We start from the raw sequence: 17,126 nt of genomic DNA on the forward strand, positions 1-17,126 counted from the left end.
ATTTTTTATTTATGTAATCCTTTTTTGCGCAGGTATGCCAATAGTTTTTCCGGGTAGTCTGTCTGGATAACATTGGCATATGCCGCATCTTTACGCAGCTGGTCAAACCCGGCATTTTCATTTGCCGACTCCAGTTTATCGTATTTGCCCAAAGCGTTCATCCACACCCGTGTGCCGCTGGTAGTAACGCTTTTCACGAGGGAATCCGAGTAAAAGGAAGCATCTCCATGGATCACGGGAAACTTTCCCTGTTTCGTGGCCATCTGCTGTATCTCTGCTACTTCCTCCACACTGTGCGCGCGGGGCATTACAGGGATCCGGGGGTTCCAGCTGTACAGGGTGGGCGCCTGGTGATGATCGTAAATAAAGAACAGTACCTGTTTCTCCATCCCGTGCGCTGCTATCTGTCCAAAGGCCTGTTTCGCAGCGGATTCGCTTTCCTCTTTAAAATCCACATCTACTATAATTCTTCCTTTAGTGAGCTGCAGTACCTGCTCAAAAGTGGGGATCTTTTCCGTAGTAGGCTGCCCGTTGAAAAGAAGGGGAAACTGCAGCAGTTCCTGGTAGGTATAGTCCTTTATTTTTCCCGGCTTGCCGGTAGTGCGGGTAATGGTGGCATCGTGCATTACCACCAGGATATGATCCTTTGTTTCATGTAAATCTATCTCCACCACATCAATTCCCTGTTCAATGGATTCTTTTACAGCTGCCAGGGAATTTTCCGGATATTTATTGTGAGAGGCGCGGTGTGCCGCCACCATAATATGTTCCGGGTGATGATAAAATTCATTGATGATATCGTCTGCCGGTTCTTTCTGTTGTGCAGATACCGACAGGGCGCCTGCGCATAATGTGGCTAATAATAATCGGTTCATCAGGTATTTATATTTTTTCAGAGAGATAAAGAGGATGAAAATATATCAATTCACAGAACATATCTACCGCTTAATAGAAAGTTAACCTACAGCTGCTGCCGTTTCAGTTCCTTTACTGCATAATCTGCCGCCCTTGCGGTGAGCGCCATATAGGTTAACGACGGGTTCTGACAGGCGGAGGAGGTCATACAGGCGCCATCCGTTACAAAGATATTTTTGGCGGTATGCACCTGGTTCCATTCATTCAGCACAGATGTGCGCGGGTCGCGTCCCATGCGTGCCGTACCCATTTCATGTATGGCCATGCCGGGATAGGAATCCCTGTTGAATGGTGTCACGTTTTTCAGACCGGCTGCTTCCAGCATGGCAGCAGCGTCCTGGTCCATGTCTTTGCGCATTTGCCGCTCATTGTCTTTGAATTCGCAGTTGAACTGCAGCACGGGCTGGCCCCAGGCGTCTTTGATGCTGTGATCCAGCGTCACCTGGTTCTCTTCATAGGGCAGGCATTCTCCAAAGCCCATGAGGCCCATTTGCCAGGGCCCCGGCTCGGTGAGATAATCTTTAAACGCCCCGCCTATTCCCAGCTCAGCGATGCCTCTTGACCAACCGGTACGGCTGCTGTAACCGGTGTAGCCAAAACCTCTGCGATAGCTGCGTTTATCTGTGCCTATGTTCCTGAAGCGGGGAATATAAAAACCGGCGGGGCGCTGGCCGTAGTAATATTTGTCACCGAACTCATCTGAAATACCGCTGGCGCCGGCGTGGAAGTGATGGTCCATGAGGTAGTGGCCCAGCACGCCGTGATCATTGCCTATTCCCTGCGGAAAGCGATTGGATACAGAGTTCATCAGCACAAAGGTACTGCCCAGCGTAGAGGCATTTAAGAAGATGATACGGGCGTAATATTCCGTCATCTCTTTGGTGTGTTTGTCGATAACACGTAGCCCGGTTGCCTTTCCTTTGCTTTCATCATAGATGATGCTGTTCACGATGGCATCCGTTTGCAGGGTAAGATTACCGGTTTTTACCGCAGCGGGCAGGGTAGACGACTGAGAGCTGAAATAGGCGCCGAATGGGCATCCCCGTGCGCAGAGATCGCGGTACTGGCATTTGCCCCTGTCGCCGATAGGCTGTGTAAGATTGGCGGTGCGGAAAATGGTCATACGCCTTTCCGGGAAAGTTTTTTCTATCCTGGCTTTCACTGCTTTCTCAAAACAGTTCATTTCCATAGGTGGCTGGAAAATGCCATCGGGCAGGTGTGGCAGTCCTTCCGCCTGGCCGCTGATACCGGCAAAGGCTTCCACATGATCATACCATGGGGCCAGGTCTTTGTAACGAATGGGCCAGTCGATCCCGATGCCTTCCCTGGCATTGGCCTCAAAGTCGAGGTCACTAAGCCGGAGCGATCCGCGTCCCCACATAATGGATCTTCCGCCTACAATATCAGCACGGGTCCAGTCGAACCGTTTTTTTTCCGTATACGGGCTGTCTGTATCTTTCAGCCAGTAGCTTTCATTAAACTCGGAGTATACCCGTTCCCGTATGAGATAGGGATGTTCTTTTTTTTGTGCGGGGGTAAGTCTTCCGCGGTGCGGCGTTTCCCAGGGCGCCTGGGTGGCGGTTGTATAATCTTTGATATGTTCCAGTTGCCGTCCTCTTTCCAGCAGGAGCACTTTAAGCCCTTTTTCACAGAGCTCTTTGGCGGCCCATCCCCCGCTGATACCGGAGCCTACTACAATAGCGTCATAGGTATGCTGCGCCCTGGCCTTAAGGTTTAAGTTGATCATACACGTAGAATTGGTAACAAGGAAAATAGGAAAAATAAGGGAACAGGGGGGAATAATTGGATAGACGGTTGAAAGGGAGATAACAAACATTCCCGGTATGCCGTGATAACATACTGGAGAGATATTAAACAATAAACGATCTTCCTTCCTTATTCATTTCTTTGCGGATGCCATTTACCACATCATCCAGGGAAACCTTTGCTGTTTTGCGTTCCAGTGCCTTCAGGCAGGCGTATTGCACCACGTTGATAATATTACCGCCGGTGATCTCATATTTCTTCACCTTGCCGGGAATATCTTCATCATCCTGGAAACTGACATTGGGCGGGAACGTTTTCTGCCAGATAGCGGCCCTCTCCCGTTCGCCCGGCACCTGGAATTGTATGATGGCATTGAAACGGCGGATGAAGGCGTCATCAATATTATTTTTCATATTCGTAGCCAGGATCACCAGGCCGTTAAAATCTTCGATCCGCTGCAACAGGTAAGATACTTCCTGGTTAGCATATTTATCGTGTGCATCTCTTACGTTGGTGCGCTTACCGAACAATGCATCCGCTTCATCAAAGAAAATGATCCATCCTTTATCAGCGGCTTTGGCAAATAATGTTTCCAGGTTCTTTTCTGTTTCCCCTATATATTTTGACACCACCATGGAGAGGTCAATTTTATATACATCCCTGCCTGTATATTTTCCGAGCAGGCTGGCGGTAAAAGTTTTGCCGGTACCGGGAGGACCTCCTGCCGCCAATAACAGTGAAGAGAAGCAAAGCAGAAGGGATCAGGATCAATTTAGGAAATTGAGAAAACATGGTTCTAATAGTTTATCAAACAATACAAAAGTAGGTTAAGTCCAGGGATCCGTCTGCATTCCTGAAAGTTTTCTGCGCCTGGAAAAAGCTGATCACTGCCGAGAGCCGGTGCAATGCTTCTTCGTAGTAGTCGTGTGTAGCATCGCCGAAAAGCACGGCGGTAAACAATACATAGAGATTGAGATATACCGGCGGATGCTGGTACCTGGCGCGGTTATCCGGCCAGGTGGTGTACGCCTTGCTGTTTTTCAGCGTGCTTTCTTCTTCTACATTTACGAGGGAAATGATAACGTTGCCATTGAAATTATTGGCATGCGTTGTTTCAAGCAAACCAATGTTTTCAACGATCACACTATTGGCAGGAAATCCTCTGAGCGCAAAGAATGCCTGCAAATGATCACGTATCAATGTAAGCGCATTACTTATCACGAATGACGAGGGGTTTGGGGTTCAGTAAATTTTGGGGTTCAATTACCTGTCTCTTCTGGTCTTTCAAAACGTTCTTGGAAACTAAGGTAAAGAACATTTTTTAATTCGGAAATAAATATTTTTTTAAGATGTAATTTTCACACAACTGTATTTTACAGCAACAGACATCTGAAACGTAGTACCATCAAGCATCTTCACTACATCTTCTAAAACTATTTTTTTCTACTGCATATGTTGCGGGAAATACGTTTGCGCGGCGCTGGTAAACCAAATTTACCTTTATGAAGAAAACAGCCACCAGTAATAATTTCACAACATCTTCCTGCAGTCGTGATTCAGTTAAGTTATGATTCCTACCTACCATTGCATACGTAGAAATACGTAATTTTCATATCACACAAATTCTTCTCTTAAAATTTTCCAGTATTTGTAGATGAACGAATGGAAGTCGATTATTGTTTTGAGGAAGATTGTGATGCAAGATATTCCTCTCCCAACGGCGATAGCGTATAACCTTCCAGCTGGCTGATGGTGAGACCAAGATTTTTCAGTTTCCGGATATTGAGCTTCAGCCAGTCTTTTTCCTTTCCCAGAAGTTGGGCCAGTGTTGCAGCTTTCAGGTTGGGATACCGGCGGATGGCTTCCAGTACGGGGATAGTCCAGCTACCTTGCGTACTGAACTGATCCAGGCGGGCCAGTTTTGCGGTTAGTGTCGTAAGGGCTTCCGGTGTGAGGGATGTTTGTTCTCTTAATTTAATCCGTGGATCTTCGGAGTGATAGTGTACCTCTATCCTGTAAAGAATGCCTTCCGGTATTTTACTGAGCTCCGCATGTAAGGTTGTGAGGTCCTTATAACCGGCGGCGACAGCATCTGTTTCAGTGATCCGGTTGACGGGATATTCTTTGATGCCGGTGATTGCTACCACGCCAATGCTGGTATTGATGAGGCTTCCTTTGTTCACAGCCGGCTTCTTCCATTTACGGAAAGCCAGTGATATTTCTCCGGAAACAATTCCTTCAAGGTGCGCTTGTTTAAACAGCATGAGGTGAACTTTAAATAAAGTTAGCTTAATCCTGTTTAAATAAAATAGCCGGCAGATGGGAATAACTGCCGGCCATTCCTGGTTTATATGTGTCAGACCATTACACTTTCCAAACCTCTCTGCAGGGCGGTTTCCCGCAGCTCCGGATTACTTACTCCTTCTACCCGGAACGTTGTAACATCGTGCAGGCCAATAAATCCGAAAACCGTTTTGAGATGAGGTTCTGTAAAGTCGATTGACTTCAGCGGGCCTTCAGAAAAAACGCCACCGGAGGCAATGGCCAGGTATACTTTTTTATCTTTTAATAATCCTTTAGGGCCATCGGCTCCATAGCTGAACGTTTTGCCTGCCCGCACCAGATGATCTATCCATGCTTTCAGTGCAGAGGGAATACCAAAGTTGTAAACGGGTACGCCGATCACGAGGATGTCGGCCTCTTCCACTTCCCGGATGGCTTCATCGGAATGTTGCACCGCTGCCCTGTAAGCTTCGGTTTCGCTTTCCGGAGGGGTAAAGAAAGCTGTAAGATGCGACTCTTCCAGGTGTGGATATTTTTTGTGCACCAGGTTGCGTTGTGTTACTGTGCTTCCCGGGTATTGTGTTTTTAATTTTTCAGTAATCGTATGAGCCAGTTGTGTGCTGTTAGATGCAGCACCTCTTGCGCTTGAAATAATTTCCAGTATTTTCTTCATGATCTATTTTTTTGCAGATGATGATGCAAAACTATCCATCTTTCCATTTGCTTTAACCGGACTATGCTAAAGGTTACCACTAACCTTAGGGTTAGCTTCAGTCATATTTATCAGTAAATTCACATCTGCATCTTCAAAAAAAAGAGATGGAAAGAAATGAACGGTTCACCTGGGCAGCTGATATCATTGCTCCCAAACCCGCATCTGTATTACTGGGAATCGGATGTGGCGCCGGCCTATTGGCGGAGTTAATAGCCGGTAAGTTAAGTACCGGAAGCATAATGTGCGTTGACCAGTCGGCCTCCATGATCAGGATGGCCGTACAACGTAATAAAATATATGTTCTGTTGCACAGGGCATCGTTTGGAAAGTTCAGTGCTTCTGCCGCGTTCTGTATTATAGCAAAGCCATTATTACCATAAGATTAAAATACCTGTTTCCAGGTATTTTAATCTTATGGCGTGTGCAATACTTTTGCACCTGGAACCATCATCTTAATTATGAAACATATACTACCCATCAGCTTTCTCATTTCCATTGTTTTGTTTGCCTGTAGTAAAGACGATAAAGTCAAAGGCCCCAGCAACGAGGAGATCCTTACAAAGAAAATAGCGGACATTATTCCGCAGAAATACCTGGACACTTTAAAGATACTTGGACTGGATGTTCACCAGGGTGTAACTCCTCCCAATGTAGAAGGAACTTACAGCATAGCGCCCAATAAACTGGATACCAGTAATGTTCCGAATGATGTACCCGGAACTTATTTCAGTAATGCTACCGTTACTTTTTCAGCGCAGAGCGCCAGTGATTTCAGCATAAAGCTTACCGGAAAAAATTTTGTGAGCTATGCCGATACCAGCATTACCACCGCTATTTCCGGCTCAGGCAATAACTTCACCGTATATGGTAAAGTGAAATCAGTAAATGGTACACACTCTGCTATATTTGCGCTGATCTTTACCGGTACCAAAGAAGGAGCCAACCTGAAAAATGTGCGGGTTGGAATTATTAATGTTGATAACAGCAAGGGCGGAACCGGCGTATTTATTAATGAAGGTTTGGGGCGGATAGCGTTTGACGAGGATCATATTTCAGAGAAGGCAGCGGAGAAAACCGGGGAGCGGGCAGCAGCCGGGCGTACATTAGGATTCATCCAATAATAATAAACACTATTAAATTGAGGGGGAGTGAGGGAGTGGTTTTATCATACTGCTCCCGCATTTCTTCTAATACCTTCATTACCTCATTATAATTAACAGATAATTTGCGTAATGATATAAAGACATTTCTACTGCCACATCACTTTTCAACACACTAGATAACATAGCTACCCCTGTTTCAGTAAAAGCAAAAGGCTTTGCGCCACCAAAATACTTCTTGTGAGGCTGTATCATAAATAACTTTTACCCGATTTTACTCGGGTACCGGGTGGAGGAAATTTTCGTATATGCGATTCTCACACCTATTAAGTTAGTTATGATACAGCCTCAGCTTCTATGCAGTCAACCCGAACATAAAATCTTCAGGGAAGCGTTCCATATTACGCCTTACTGCCTGTTTTAAGGCGCTCGTTTCTACACCGTATAGCTCTGCAAGATGCAGATCCAGTATAACCTTCTCATCTCTTAGCATTACTATTCGTTTTATGATTTTTTCCTCCGGAACAATCAGTGATTGTTTTGATTTTTCCATTTACATAATAGGTTATCAATTAAAAATATAATTCACCGTCAAATGCTTTATGTCTAAGATCATATTGCATTTACACTTCGTTCAGTAATCCATTAATTCATACACATTGAAGCTCCCCAACGTTATATTCGTGATTGCGTTTTTTTAGCGCTGACACTTAATTCCCGATACATCGGCAAACTTATACACCATTATTCCCGGGAGAAATACTCATTTCAAAAAGCAGAATAATATCTCATCAGGTATCAAGTTATTGCCTTTACTCTTCCCCCTCCCCAAAAAAATATTTGCTAAACCAAACGGTTATACATACTTTTACTAAACCAAATGGTTTAGTATCACAATCATAGCAGAATGAAAGCAAGAAGAGATGTGTTCCAGGCGATCGCAGACCCTACCAGGCGCGCCATCATTGGCTTGCTGGCGCAGCAGACCCTTACCCTCAACACGGTGGCGGAAAACTTTAGCATGAGCCAGCCGGCCATATCAAAGCATATGCGTATCCTTACGGAATGCGGGCTGGTGATCATCGTAAAACAAGGCCGGGAACGGCATTGTACGGCAAGTTTCAAAGCGTTGGAAGAGGTAGCGCAATGGGCGGAACAGTACCGCCGTTTCTGGACAGACCGCCTGGATACTTTGGAACAACTATTGAACGAAGAAGAATAACGTTGTTTATTAACTATAAAATTTTATACGATGGCAAGCAATGAAACACCCTGGGTAAATGCCCAAATGCTGATACGCAAACCGGTTGCAACTGTATTTAACGCTTTTATTGATCCTGAAATCACCCGGCACTTCTGGTTTACCAAAGGCAGCGATAAACTGGCTGTTGGAAAAACAGTTACCTGGGAATGGGAAATGTACCAGGCTTTTGCAAAAGTAAATGTAAAGGAAATCGTGCCGGACAAAAAGATAACCGTTACCTGGGGAGATCCTGCCACTACGATCGATTTCAATTTCCAGGCGGTAGATGACAACTCCACTTATGTGGTAATTAACAACTATGGCTTCGACAAGACCGGCGATGAGCTGCTGCGTGAAATCAATAACAATACCGGCGGGTTCACCACTGTTCTTGATGGCCTGAAAGCCTACCTGGAACACAATATCGACCTTAACCTCATTGCAGATAAATTTCCCAAAGGCGTGGCTTCCCACTAAATATTTAAAACCAAAAAACATGGAAAAAACAGGACAGATCCTCTCCCCCGGCACCATTCGTTTTGAACGCAATTTGCCAGGCCCTGTTGACAGGGTATGGGCCTATCTTACAGAGTCCGAAAAACGCGGCAAATGGCTGGCGAGCGGCGATATGGAGCTCTTTGAAGGAGGCAAGGTTCATCTGCATTTTATGCACCAGCAACTCAGTCCCCTTCCTGATAATATCCCGGAGAAATACCGCGACATGAAAGATGGCCATCATTTCACCGGCACCATCCTGAAAGTGGACCCTCCCCGCCTGCTGTCGTTTACCTGGGAAGGAGGATCGGAGGTAACTATGGAATTAACGGAGAAAGAAGACAGGGTATTACTGACACTCACTCACCGCAAACTGGCCGATGATACAAAAACCCGCAGCAGCGTGGGCGGTGGCTGGCATACACATCTTGACATTTTAATCGCCAATCTCGAAGGCGTTACCCCTCCTCCTTTCTGGAGCACTCACACCAGATTGGCGGCATTATATGCAGATATGGCGTAGATTTGATTGTTATTCAATCAATACCTGTTGTCATATATGGAGGACTTCATTTCAAAAAAAACAGCCAGGAAAACAGGCATCCCAGATTTGGTGGAAGTGCTGCGCAAACAACTCAGCAGTTCTGAGTTATCATCGCTGCTGCTGGAAGTGTACCAGCGGAAATCGGAAGACCTGCACGCAGCTGCCCTGCTGCAACAATACCGGCAGAATATTTACGTACAGCCTGCAGATACCGATATGATCGAAATGCTGGAAAAGGAATTACAGCTGCTCCGGTTCTTAAGACAGCAGCAGTATGAGCCAGTAGAACTATCACCGGTAGCGCAGTTTGGCAGTTGCGCGGCAGTGGGCACCGTTAACCAGAAGAAAATAATCACTGCGGTACGGCATACAGAAGTGCTGGCGGATGCCACCAATTCACTGGCACTTCACATCGCTGATATGAAACAGCAAGGCATAGGCGCAGGAGAACTATTACGCTACTGCACGGTTCACAGCCATGTTAGGGCTATGCAGCTTCCTCCCGGCAAAGGCTATACGCCGCATTTCAAAATTGCCTGTATGGCGGCAGCAGGAAGGGATACAGGCAATTTTGAATTTGAGCTGAGCACCTGCACAGAACAGTTGCAGCACATTTACACGCTGCTGCATACGCTCTTCGGCATAAAAATTATTTACTTTAAAATACAGCCCCGCAACGGTTACTCCAACGGCCGCGCATTGATGCAGTCATTAATGGATTATCTTTCTGCTCATCTCCCGTATAAAATTATTGCTGATGAAACGCCGGCGGAAAACAATTACTACAAAGGCATACAGTTCAAAGCGGTAATACAGGCAGGAGAACATGAAATAGAAATTGCAGACGGGGGGCTGGTCGACTGGACACAACAACTGCTGGGGAATAACAAGGAACGCTGCTTTATTTCAGGCATAGGGTTAAGCCTGCTGATGAAACTTTTTAATGCGTAGTTCATTTACTCCAGCACCAGGCGGATCTCATTATTTCTTTTCATATCGGTGCTGAGATTCAGTGTTCTCGATTCTTTTCCAAACCTGATCCGCAGCTCCGCGGTGTTGGGTGGAATGGATCCCAGATTGTCAGCGGTAAACAATAAAATATTTTCACCCGGTTGTAATTTGATGGCAATCTGCTGCACCGCTTTTTTTACAGGGAAACCGGTAACAACCCACTGCCCGTTCAGGCGAAGGGAAATACTGTCGCCGTCCTGGATCCGGGTATCTTTCAGCTCCAGTATAATATCTGCCGTGCGCACTGGTATGGTGGCCACCGGCACCGCGGTTCTTTTGATCACATTACTGGTGATAGTATCTACCCTGTTATTAATAGTTGTGTGATAAATGTTTGCCACCAGGAAAGTGGCCCAGGCATTGGAGCGGTCGCTGAAATCAAAACCGTAAGGCCTGCCGTTAATGGTAGTACGGATACGGCCTGTATTGGGAGGAAGACCACCATAGTTATCGGCAAACAGCACAAAGTAATTCCGGCCGGTATCCAGCCTGGCTTTCAGGCGCCGGTTATGATCGTTGATCTGCTCTCTTGCAAAAATAGTATTCCCGTTGTGCAGGAGGGTGATGGTATCTTCATCATACTTCTCCTGGTCGTCGATCTCCAGTGGAATTTCGCTGTCTTTTGATACAATGCTGTCGTAAATACCAAAATAGATCTGGCTGGTTTCAGGGTACATGATCCTTTGTATACTTGAATCCGGCAAAGGCTTGTTCCTGCTTTTCGTTAGTTTGAAATTCCCGTTGTACAAAAAGTTGCGCAACGCTACTTTCGATTGTTCATAAATTTCATCGCCTTCATCCAGCCCGCGCATCCAGAAGCTGGCTTTATTGATCCACATGCGGCTCAGGGCAATCGTATCATGGTTGTAATCCATGGTGCCGTTAAGATACCACATCCAGATACCGAGCTTAAAAGGTGTTTCTTTCAACGGAAACTTATTACGCCCTATACCCAGCTGCTTATCGTTTTTCTTTGCCAGCAGCAGTTCATAAATGCCGGTAAACTTCCCGTACTCCAATGTGATCACCGCAGGATATAACACGCCCTGTCGGGCTTCGCCAATATGCAGCTGCATATTGATGGGCGTTCCCACTCCCCATGGGCGAAGGGATGCTTTCCATATACCGGTCCATTTATCGGCCTGTGCACGGGCCGTGCTGGTGATAGCGGTTAACAATCCAATTATTATCAGGAATTTCAATTTCAAGATGCTGTATTCATTTATGATTCACAATTTAATACTATTTTGGGCGGGCAACAGCGATCCGAAATAATTAAATTTAAAGAGATAATGGAATACACAAAGGAATACGTCGCAAAAGAAGAACATATCGATGCCCAGGATATTATGGACGGCCTGTATTACCCATTCTATATGGAGTATTGCCGTCACGATTATATCAGGGAAATACTGGGATTTGATTTTGAAGAGCAGGCCAGGAATGGTGTTCACATGGTGTTATCGGGTTATAAGATCCAGTTTTTGAGGTCCCTGAGAAAAGGAGACCGCTTTACCGTTACCTGTAACTTATTTGCAGACCCGTCTGGCGGGCCGCAGTTGCACTTCAAACAATCTATTATACTGAACGGAAAAGTAATGACGAAAGCGGTGTTCACCGGCACCTGCGTGCCTGCTACTGGTGGCCGTCCTTATTTGCCGCCAGCCGTTGTGGAGAAAGTGGCCGGTGCACCGGTGCTTGATGGTGCAGATGCATAAACTAAATAAAAAGTGCCGGGTCTTCATGCAATTTTTAACTGTATAAAGACCCGGCACTTTTTTATTCTATATACTTCGTTGCCCTAGTTATAAAGAAGGTATCCTTTTAAACGATATTCCCCGTTGGCGCTGAGATCGGGTATTTCTATCTTTAATTCGTGCTGGTGTACTCTTCTCCGCTGGGCCATGCTGCACCATGGCCGGTAGTAGTAAGCTGCAGCCTTACGTTCTTTGCATCTTCCTCCAACTCAAAAGTGGTATCCAGTGTATTCTTTGGCATGGACGTATTACTGATCACACCCTGTGATATTACCGGCTGCCAGAAGGGGTCATCCTGTTTCGCATCGTTATCAACAATCAACTGCATATTCACCAGGAAACCAATGTTCTTGTCGGGGTCTGTACCATCAGGGTTCAGGTGCTGAGGTTTGTAGATTTCATGTACATACCAGCCTTATCCGGATGGGGTGACTGCAATATTGAACCGGGAGAAAAAAACAACAGGAGTTGCGAAAATTGCATTACGTTTTCAGGAAATAATTATGATCTGCCACAAAAGCATTGTTGGGTTTCTCAACATGCTATAAAGTGTTACCTTTTTAAGGTAAATTGTTACTGCTATATTCATTACTAAACAGAACTGATGAACAAACTTATTGCGGCGCTGTCGCTTTCCCTGCTGGCATTGAACAGCACCGGGCAATCGTATCAACACGACCTGCAATTCAACCACCTTGCTACCCGCTGGGATGAGGCTATTCCACTTGGCAATGGTTTACTTGGTGCGCTTGTATGGCAGAAAGAAGATCACCTGAGAATTTCGCTGGACAGGGCCGACCTCTGGGACATGCGGCCGATGAAGGGCTTGCACCGTAAAGAGTTCAGTTATCGATGGGTGACAGACCAGGTGCATAAAAAAGATTACAAGCCTGTACAGGAATATTTTGATGCCCCCTACGACCGGGAAGCAGCGCCATCAAAGATTCCCGGCGGCGCGCTGGAATTTGATACCAGGAACTGGGGCGCCGTACAATCAGTTCATCTTACCCTTTCCAACGCCTTATGTGAGGTTACCTGGGCCGGTGGCACCCGTCTCAAAACCTTTGTAGATGCTGTAAAGCCCGCAGGCTGGTTCCGTTTTGAAAACGTGGACGATCATTTTGTGCCGCAGCTGCTGGCGCCACAATACCAGGGCACTGTAAAAAACTCCGGCGATCCTGTGGGCGGGGACGACCTCTCCCGGCTGGGCTACAAACAGGGCAGCATTGTGCAGAACGGCAACAGCATTACTTACCGGCAGGAAGGATGGGGCGGATTTACCTATGAGATCAATGTGCGCTGGAAGAAGATAAATAAAACCACTGTAGAAGGCGTATGGAGTATTTCCTCCCAATATCCCGGCAAGCCAATGAACGAGCCTGCTGCAAAGATGACCGCCAAAGCTGCTGCCAGCGATTTTAACCGGGAGCTGCTGGCGCACAGCAGCTGGTGGCAAAAGTTCTGGGCCCAATCGGCCATTCATGTTCCGGATACGCTGATCGAAAAGCAATGGTACCTTGAGCAATATAAGTTTGGCGCTGCCGCCAGGAAAAATGCACCCCCCATTTCATTGCAGGCGGTATGGACGGCCGATAACGGCCGCATTGCGCCCTGGAAAGGCGACTACCACCATGATCTTAACACCCAACTCAGTTACTGGCCCTCTTACAGCGGCAATCATCTCGACGAAGCCATGGGCTATATCAATCATCTTGAAGCCAACAAAGCTAACTACCAACGCTATACGAAAATGTATTTCGGCGCAGGAGGCATTGCCGTGCCAGGCGTTACTACCCTCGATGGCACAGAAATGGGCGGATGGATCCAGTACTCACTTTCCCCTACGGTATCGTCGTGGCTGGCCCAGCACTATTACCTGCAATGGCGTTATAGCATGGACAGGCAATTCCTGAAAGAAAAGGCCTACCCCTGGATAAAAGGCGCAGCCTCCTTCCTGGAAAGCATCACCGTAAAAGATGCCCGTGCCCACCGTAAACTGCCCATCAGCTCCAGCCCTGAAATAAATGATAACCGCCTGGAGGCATGGTTCCCTCAAAACACCAACTACGACCTGGCCCTGATGAAGTTCACTTTCAGCAAAGCTGCAGAACTGGCCACTGAATTAGGTTTAAGCAAAGAATCGGCCCACTGGCAAAAGATACTGGCAGAATTCGATGACTTTTCGCTCTCTCCCCGAAACGAGCTGATGTTTGCTCCGAGTATGGCCTATAACCAGTCGCACCGCCACTTTTCACACATGATGGCCATTCACCCGCTGGGGCTTATCAAATGGGAAGACGGCCCTCGTGCACAAGCCATTATCAGCAACACCATACACCTGACCGACAGCATAGGACCTGATTACTGGTGCGGCTATTCCTATGCCTGGATGGCTAATCTCAAAGCAAGGGCGAAAAACAGTGATGGCGCAGCAAAAGACCTGCAGATATTTGCCCGCGCATTCTGTTCTGTGAACAGTTTTCACCTGAACGGCGATCAAACTAAATCCGGCCTGTCGAAATTCCAGTACCGGCCTTTCACACTGGAGGGCAACTTTGCCTTTGCTGCAGGATTACAGGAAATGCTGCTGCAAAGCTATGCGGGCTTTATTGAGATCATGCCGGCCATACCTGCCGCCTGGAATAATGTATCATTTGAAAAACTGCGCGCAGAAGGCGCTTTCCTGGTAAGCGCCAGGAAAGAAGGCAGCCAGGTGGATGAAGTAAAAATAGTGGCGGAGAAAGGTGGAAAAACCCGCTTAAAGCTGCCGTTTAAAACTTTCTTCGCCGCCAGTAATAAAGGATTTGAAATACACAATACGGAAGATGGATTCCTTTCACTCAGCGCTGCTCCCGGGGCGGTGCTGGTGCTGAAAAACGGATATGAGTAAAAATACCGGGAACGGTTATAGTATAAAATAACCACCGGGGCAGATAATATATCTGTCCCGGCAAACTTTACTGGAAAAGGATATTATCCCGGCGCCCATTCTTAACGGGATGTTCCAGTTCCCATCTCTCTAAAAAATATTTACCGCAGTCTTTGATATATTTATAATAGAGATAGTCGGTTTCAAAGCTCAGCAACAGTCCGTAGCTGGGCCGGTACTGCTTCATAAAAGCGTCCAGCGCAGGTGGCTGCAGCCCCGTGATCTTTTGTACCAGCATCCTGTTAAAGCGGTGATCAATGTATTTCTCTTGCTCTTCCCTTTCCAGGAAACGGCGGAAATTCTCCATCCGCTTGATCTTCTTCAGGCTAAAAAGCGCATCCAGGTTAACTCCGGCGCCCATGCTATTGCCCCCGCTGGTAAGATAGTCCGGCGAATAATCAAACACCTTGCGATACTCATTACGGAACGCTGCGGAATCCTCAGAATAGCTGCGCGGAAGCGTAGCAGTTACTTCCACCTGCTTTAAGGAATGAATATCCACATGCAGGCTCATATCGAAAGTGCGATTAGTATTGATCTCCTTTACAGCAAATTTCTGGGTGGCTTTACCCTGGTAGGAAAAACTGATAGAATCGGAAAGAGGCAATATAATACTGTATTTGCCGGCGGAATCGGTAACGGCGCCAGCGCCGGAATTGCTCTTCACGCTTACCCCCGCCATCCCGAAACGGGCCGTGCGGTCGTATACCGTGCCATGAACCCGCACCTGCCCGGTAGATACCAGGCGTAGCGAGATCAGTACTATCAATATAAATATCCTTTGTAAAAATTTGCTCATTTCCATCTCAATCTAAGACAGGATGAAAACATAAGCAAGCATAACTTAAATATTAACAATTTTCTATGTTTTAAAATGCCTGTGCCGGATTGTTCCCAAGCCCCCCGTTACAGGCATGTTTCACCGATCATCTATAATAATTAAATGGCAGATAATAAAAAAACACCGACAGATCACCCGGAGATAAAATGAAAAAAGTATATCCGTCACCGTTGGTATCACCTCTGCCACCGGCTTATCATGATGAAGTTCCTGTTTTTTATTAATCTGCGGCTGCAGCATTTAAATTATAAAGAAGATTTTGCTGTTAACCATCCTATCGTATATTTGGCAGGAAAATTGACCCAACGGACCCGAAAAATTTATAAACCAGGCTTATGTACGAAGCAAACCCACTAACCGACGCGCTGAAAAGAGGCAACCTTCCGGCAGCAAAAGAATTAATGGATCAGGGTGAAAAAGTACCAAAAGATCTTCAGTCTTACGAAAAAAGCCAAATTTATGATACGCTGATCAGGGCCAAAGCATTTGAGCTGATAAATGCCCTGGTAAAAGATGGTTTCATAGAAACAGATACTTACGAATACGAAAAATTCGACAATACCATCTTCCCGAGTTTGTTCAGGTACCTGGGCACAGGGCCGGCCGACCTGGATTTCCTTGCCGCTTTTGCCGGGAAACTGGATAATATCAACGATGCCGTTCAGGATAAAACATTGCTGAATATTGCCTTTAATAACTCCGCTCCCATTGAGCATATTAAAATACTGGTAGCAGCTGGCTGCGATGTGAATTATAAAACCAATTACGAAGAAAATTACCTGTATAAGATCATCCAGGAATACGCGATCAAAGAAGACACCGGTGTTGTTTACCTGGAATATCTGATCGGGGAAGGACTGGACCCCAATGCCGGTAATATTGTGAAAGAAACACCGCTGCATCTTGCCATTGCCACCAATAAGCAGAAATATATTGACCTGCTGCTGCAGCATGGTGCTGACCTAAACCAGCCGGGGAAAGACGGCGAAACCCCTTTCTACGCCGCTATTGTGCACCAGGTATGCAATGTGGAGCGGTATGAAAAACTGGCAGCCCATGCACCAGTTGACTTTGACATTGCCAACAAAAACGGCGAAACTGTTTTTTGCGGCGCCATGCGTATGCGCCGCAGCGCCTCCACAGCGGACGTAGCGCTTATAAAGGCATTGATCCGCGACGGGGCCGATATTTACCAGACCTCTCCTTATTATGCCAAAGACAAAGCAGCCATCGACTGGTTAGCCGAGCAGCCCGCGGAGATGTTACAGGGGGTACTGGAAACCGGTGTAATAGAGATAGACCGCCGCGATAATGAAGGCAATACCCTGCTGCATAAAGTATGCGCCTACAACGTTAACTATGAACAGGAAGCGGCGCGGCAGCTTTACCGCAAGGTTAAACTGCTGATAGAACAGGGCGCAGATGTAAATATCACCAACGATCTGGATCAGCGGCCCATTGACCTTGCCAGCACCGATAACCTCAAATCAAAAACTGTAGAGTTACTGTTAAAACATAAAGCGTAG

General features: G+C 46.5%; 19 protein-coding genes. 9 read left to right on the plus strand and 10 right to left on the minus strand.

What is annotated here, in order from left to right; genetic code table 11:
- Positions 1–5: 5 nt before the first annotated feature.
- The 6 genes from FN124_RS23875 to FN124_RS23900 form a co-directional block, all read right to left on the minus strand.
- On the minus strand, positions 6–875 hold the full coding sequence (locus FN124_RS23875) for a glycerophosphodiester phosphodiesterase family protein (protein WP_142687279.1): 870 nt from the start codon (positions 873–875) through the stop codon (positions 6–8).
- 86 nt (positions 876–961) lie between these two features.
- Positions 962–2,662 (minus strand): GMC oxidoreductase, encoded by a 1,701-nt coding sequence (locus tag FN124_RS23880; protein ID WP_142687280.1) that lies wholly within the window; start codon positions 2,660–2,662, stop codon positions 962–964.
- 124 nt (positions 2,663–2,786) lie between these two features.
- Complete coding sequence (locus FN124_RS23885; RefSeq protein WP_260607570.1) at positions 2,787–3,413, minus strand: ATP-binding protein; 627 nt, start codon at positions 3,411–3,413, stop codon at positions 2,787–2,789.
- Between the two features lie 76 nt (positions 3,414–3,489).
- A complete protein-coding gene (locus FN124_RS23890; RefSeq protein ID WP_142687282.1) occupies positions 3,490–3,903 on the minus strand; it encodes a Pvc16 family protein in 414 nt (137 codons plus the stop codon).
- A 452-nt stretch (positions 3,904–4,355) separates the two neighbouring features.
- Complete coding sequence (locus FN124_RS23895; protein ID WP_142687283.1) at positions 4,356–4,946, minus strand: ASCH domain-containing protein; 591 nt, start codon at positions 4,944–4,946, stop codon at positions 4,356–4,358.
- A gap of 92 nt (positions 4,947–5,038) precedes the next feature.
- Positions 5,039–5,638: an FMN-dependent NADH-azoreductase gene (locus tag FN124_RS23900; RefSeq protein WP_142687284.1), complete on the minus strand. Its 600-nt coding sequence runs from the start codon at positions 5,636–5,638 to the stop codon at positions 5,039–5,041.
- 146 nt (positions 5,639–5,784) lie between these two features.
- Between FN124_RS23900 and FN124_RS23905 the strand changes: the two genes are divergently transcribed.
- On the plus strand, positions 5,785–6,060 hold the full coding sequence (locus tag FN124_RS23905) for a methyltransferase domain-containing protein (RefSeq protein WP_142687285.1): 276 nt from the start codon (positions 5,785–5,787) through the stop codon (positions 6,058–6,060).
- Between the two features lie 78 nt (positions 6,061–6,138).
- Complete coding sequence (locus tag FN124_RS23910; protein ID WP_142687286.1) at positions 6,139–6,801, plus strand: hypothetical protein; 663 nt, start codon at positions 6,139–6,141, stop codon at positions 6,799–6,801.
- 334 nt (positions 6,802–7,135) lie between these two features.
- Here FN124_RS23910 and FN124_RS23920 read toward each other — a convergent pair whose 3' ends face one another.
- Positions 7,136–7,333, minus strand: coding sequence for an ORF6N domain-containing protein (locus FN124_RS23920; protein ID WP_142687287.1), 198 nt, complete (start codon positions 7,331–7,333; stop codon positions 7,136–7,138).
- A 354-nt stretch (positions 7,334–7,687) separates the two neighbouring features.
- On the opposite strand from FN124_RS23920, the gene FN124_RS23925 reads away from it, so the two are divergent.
- The 4 genes from FN124_RS23925 to FN124_RS23940 are packed head-to-tail and all read left to right on the plus strand — an operon-like array spanning position 7,688 to position 10,013.
- Positions 7,688–8,002 carry an ArsR/SmtB family transcription factor gene (locus FN124_RS23925; protein ID WP_142687288.1) on the plus strand — a complete coding sequence of 105 codons (315 nt, stop codon included), beginning with the start codon at positions 7,688–7,690 and terminating at the stop codon, positions 8,000–8,002.
- Between the two features lie 30 nt (positions 8,003–8,032).
- Positions 8,033–8,500: an SRPBCC family protein gene (locus tag FN124_RS23930; protein WP_209858346.1), complete on the plus strand. Its 468-nt coding sequence runs from the start codon at positions 8,033–8,035 to the stop codon at positions 8,498–8,500.
- Between the two features lie 19 nt (positions 8,501–8,519).
- Complete coding sequence (locus FN124_RS23935; RefSeq protein ID WP_142687289.1) at positions 8,520–9,041, plus strand: SRPBCC family protein; 522 nt, start codon at positions 8,520–8,522, stop codon at positions 9,039–9,041.
- A 36-nt stretch (positions 9,042–9,077) separates the two neighbouring features.
- Entirely contained in the window at positions 9,078–10,013 is a 936-nt protein-coding gene (locus FN124_RS23940) for a hypothetical protein (protein ID WP_142687290.1), read from the plus strand.
- A gap of 5 nt (positions 10,014–10,018) precedes the next feature.
- Here FN124_RS23940 and FN124_RS23945 read toward each other — a convergent pair whose 3' ends face one another.
- Positions 10,019–11,281, minus strand: a complete 1,263-nt coding sequence (locus tag FN124_RS23945; RefSeq protein WP_142687291.1) for a hypothetical protein — start codon at positions 11,279–11,281, stop codon at positions 10,019–10,021.
- Between the two features lie 84 nt (positions 11,282–11,365).
- On the opposite strand from FN124_RS23945, the gene FN124_RS23950 reads away from it, so the two are divergent.
- Positions 11,366–11,791: an acyl-CoA thioesterase gene (locus FN124_RS23950; protein ID WP_142687292.1), complete on the plus strand. Its 426-nt coding sequence runs from the start codon at positions 11,366–11,368 to the stop codon at positions 11,789–11,791.
- Positions 11,792–11,942: 151 nt separating this feature from the next.
- On the opposite strand, the gene FN124_RS23955 is transcribed toward FN124_RS23950, so the two are convergent.
- Positions 11,943–12,158 (minus strand): peptide-N-glycosidase F-related protein, encoded by a 216-nt coding sequence (locus tag FN124_RS23955; RefSeq protein WP_142687293.1) that lies wholly within the window; start codon positions 12,156–12,158, stop codon positions 11,943–11,945.
- 276 nt (positions 12,159–12,434) lie between these two features.
- Here FN124_RS23955 and FN124_RS23960 point away from each other — a divergent pair, with 276 nt between their 5' ends.
- A complete protein-coding gene (locus FN124_RS23960) occupies positions 12,435–14,720 on the plus strand; it encodes a glycosyl hydrolase family 95 catalytic domain-containing protein (RefSeq protein ID WP_142687294.1) in 2,286 nt (761 codons plus the stop codon).
- 67 nt (positions 14,721–14,787) lie between these two features.
- Here FN124_RS23960 and FN124_RS23965 read toward each other — a convergent pair whose 3' ends face one another.
- Positions 14,788–15,558, minus strand: coding sequence for a peptidase associated/transthyretin-like domain-containing protein (locus tag FN124_RS23965; RefSeq protein ID WP_142687295.1), 771 nt, complete (start codon positions 15,556–15,558; stop codon positions 14,788–14,790).
- A 377-nt stretch (positions 15,559–15,935) separates the two neighbouring features.
- Between FN124_RS23965 and FN124_RS23970 the strand changes: the two genes are divergently transcribed.
- Positions 15,936–17,126, plus strand: a complete 1,191-nt coding sequence (locus FN124_RS23970; RefSeq protein ID WP_142687296.1) for an ankyrin repeat domain-containing protein — start codon at positions 15,936–15,938, stop codon at positions 17,124–17,126.

The organism is Chitinophaga polysaccharea (genome assembly GCF_902150045.1).
Classification (GTDB): Bacteria; Bacteroidota; Bacteroidia; order Chitinophagales; family Chitinophagaceae; genus Chitinophaga; species Chitinophaga polysaccharea_A.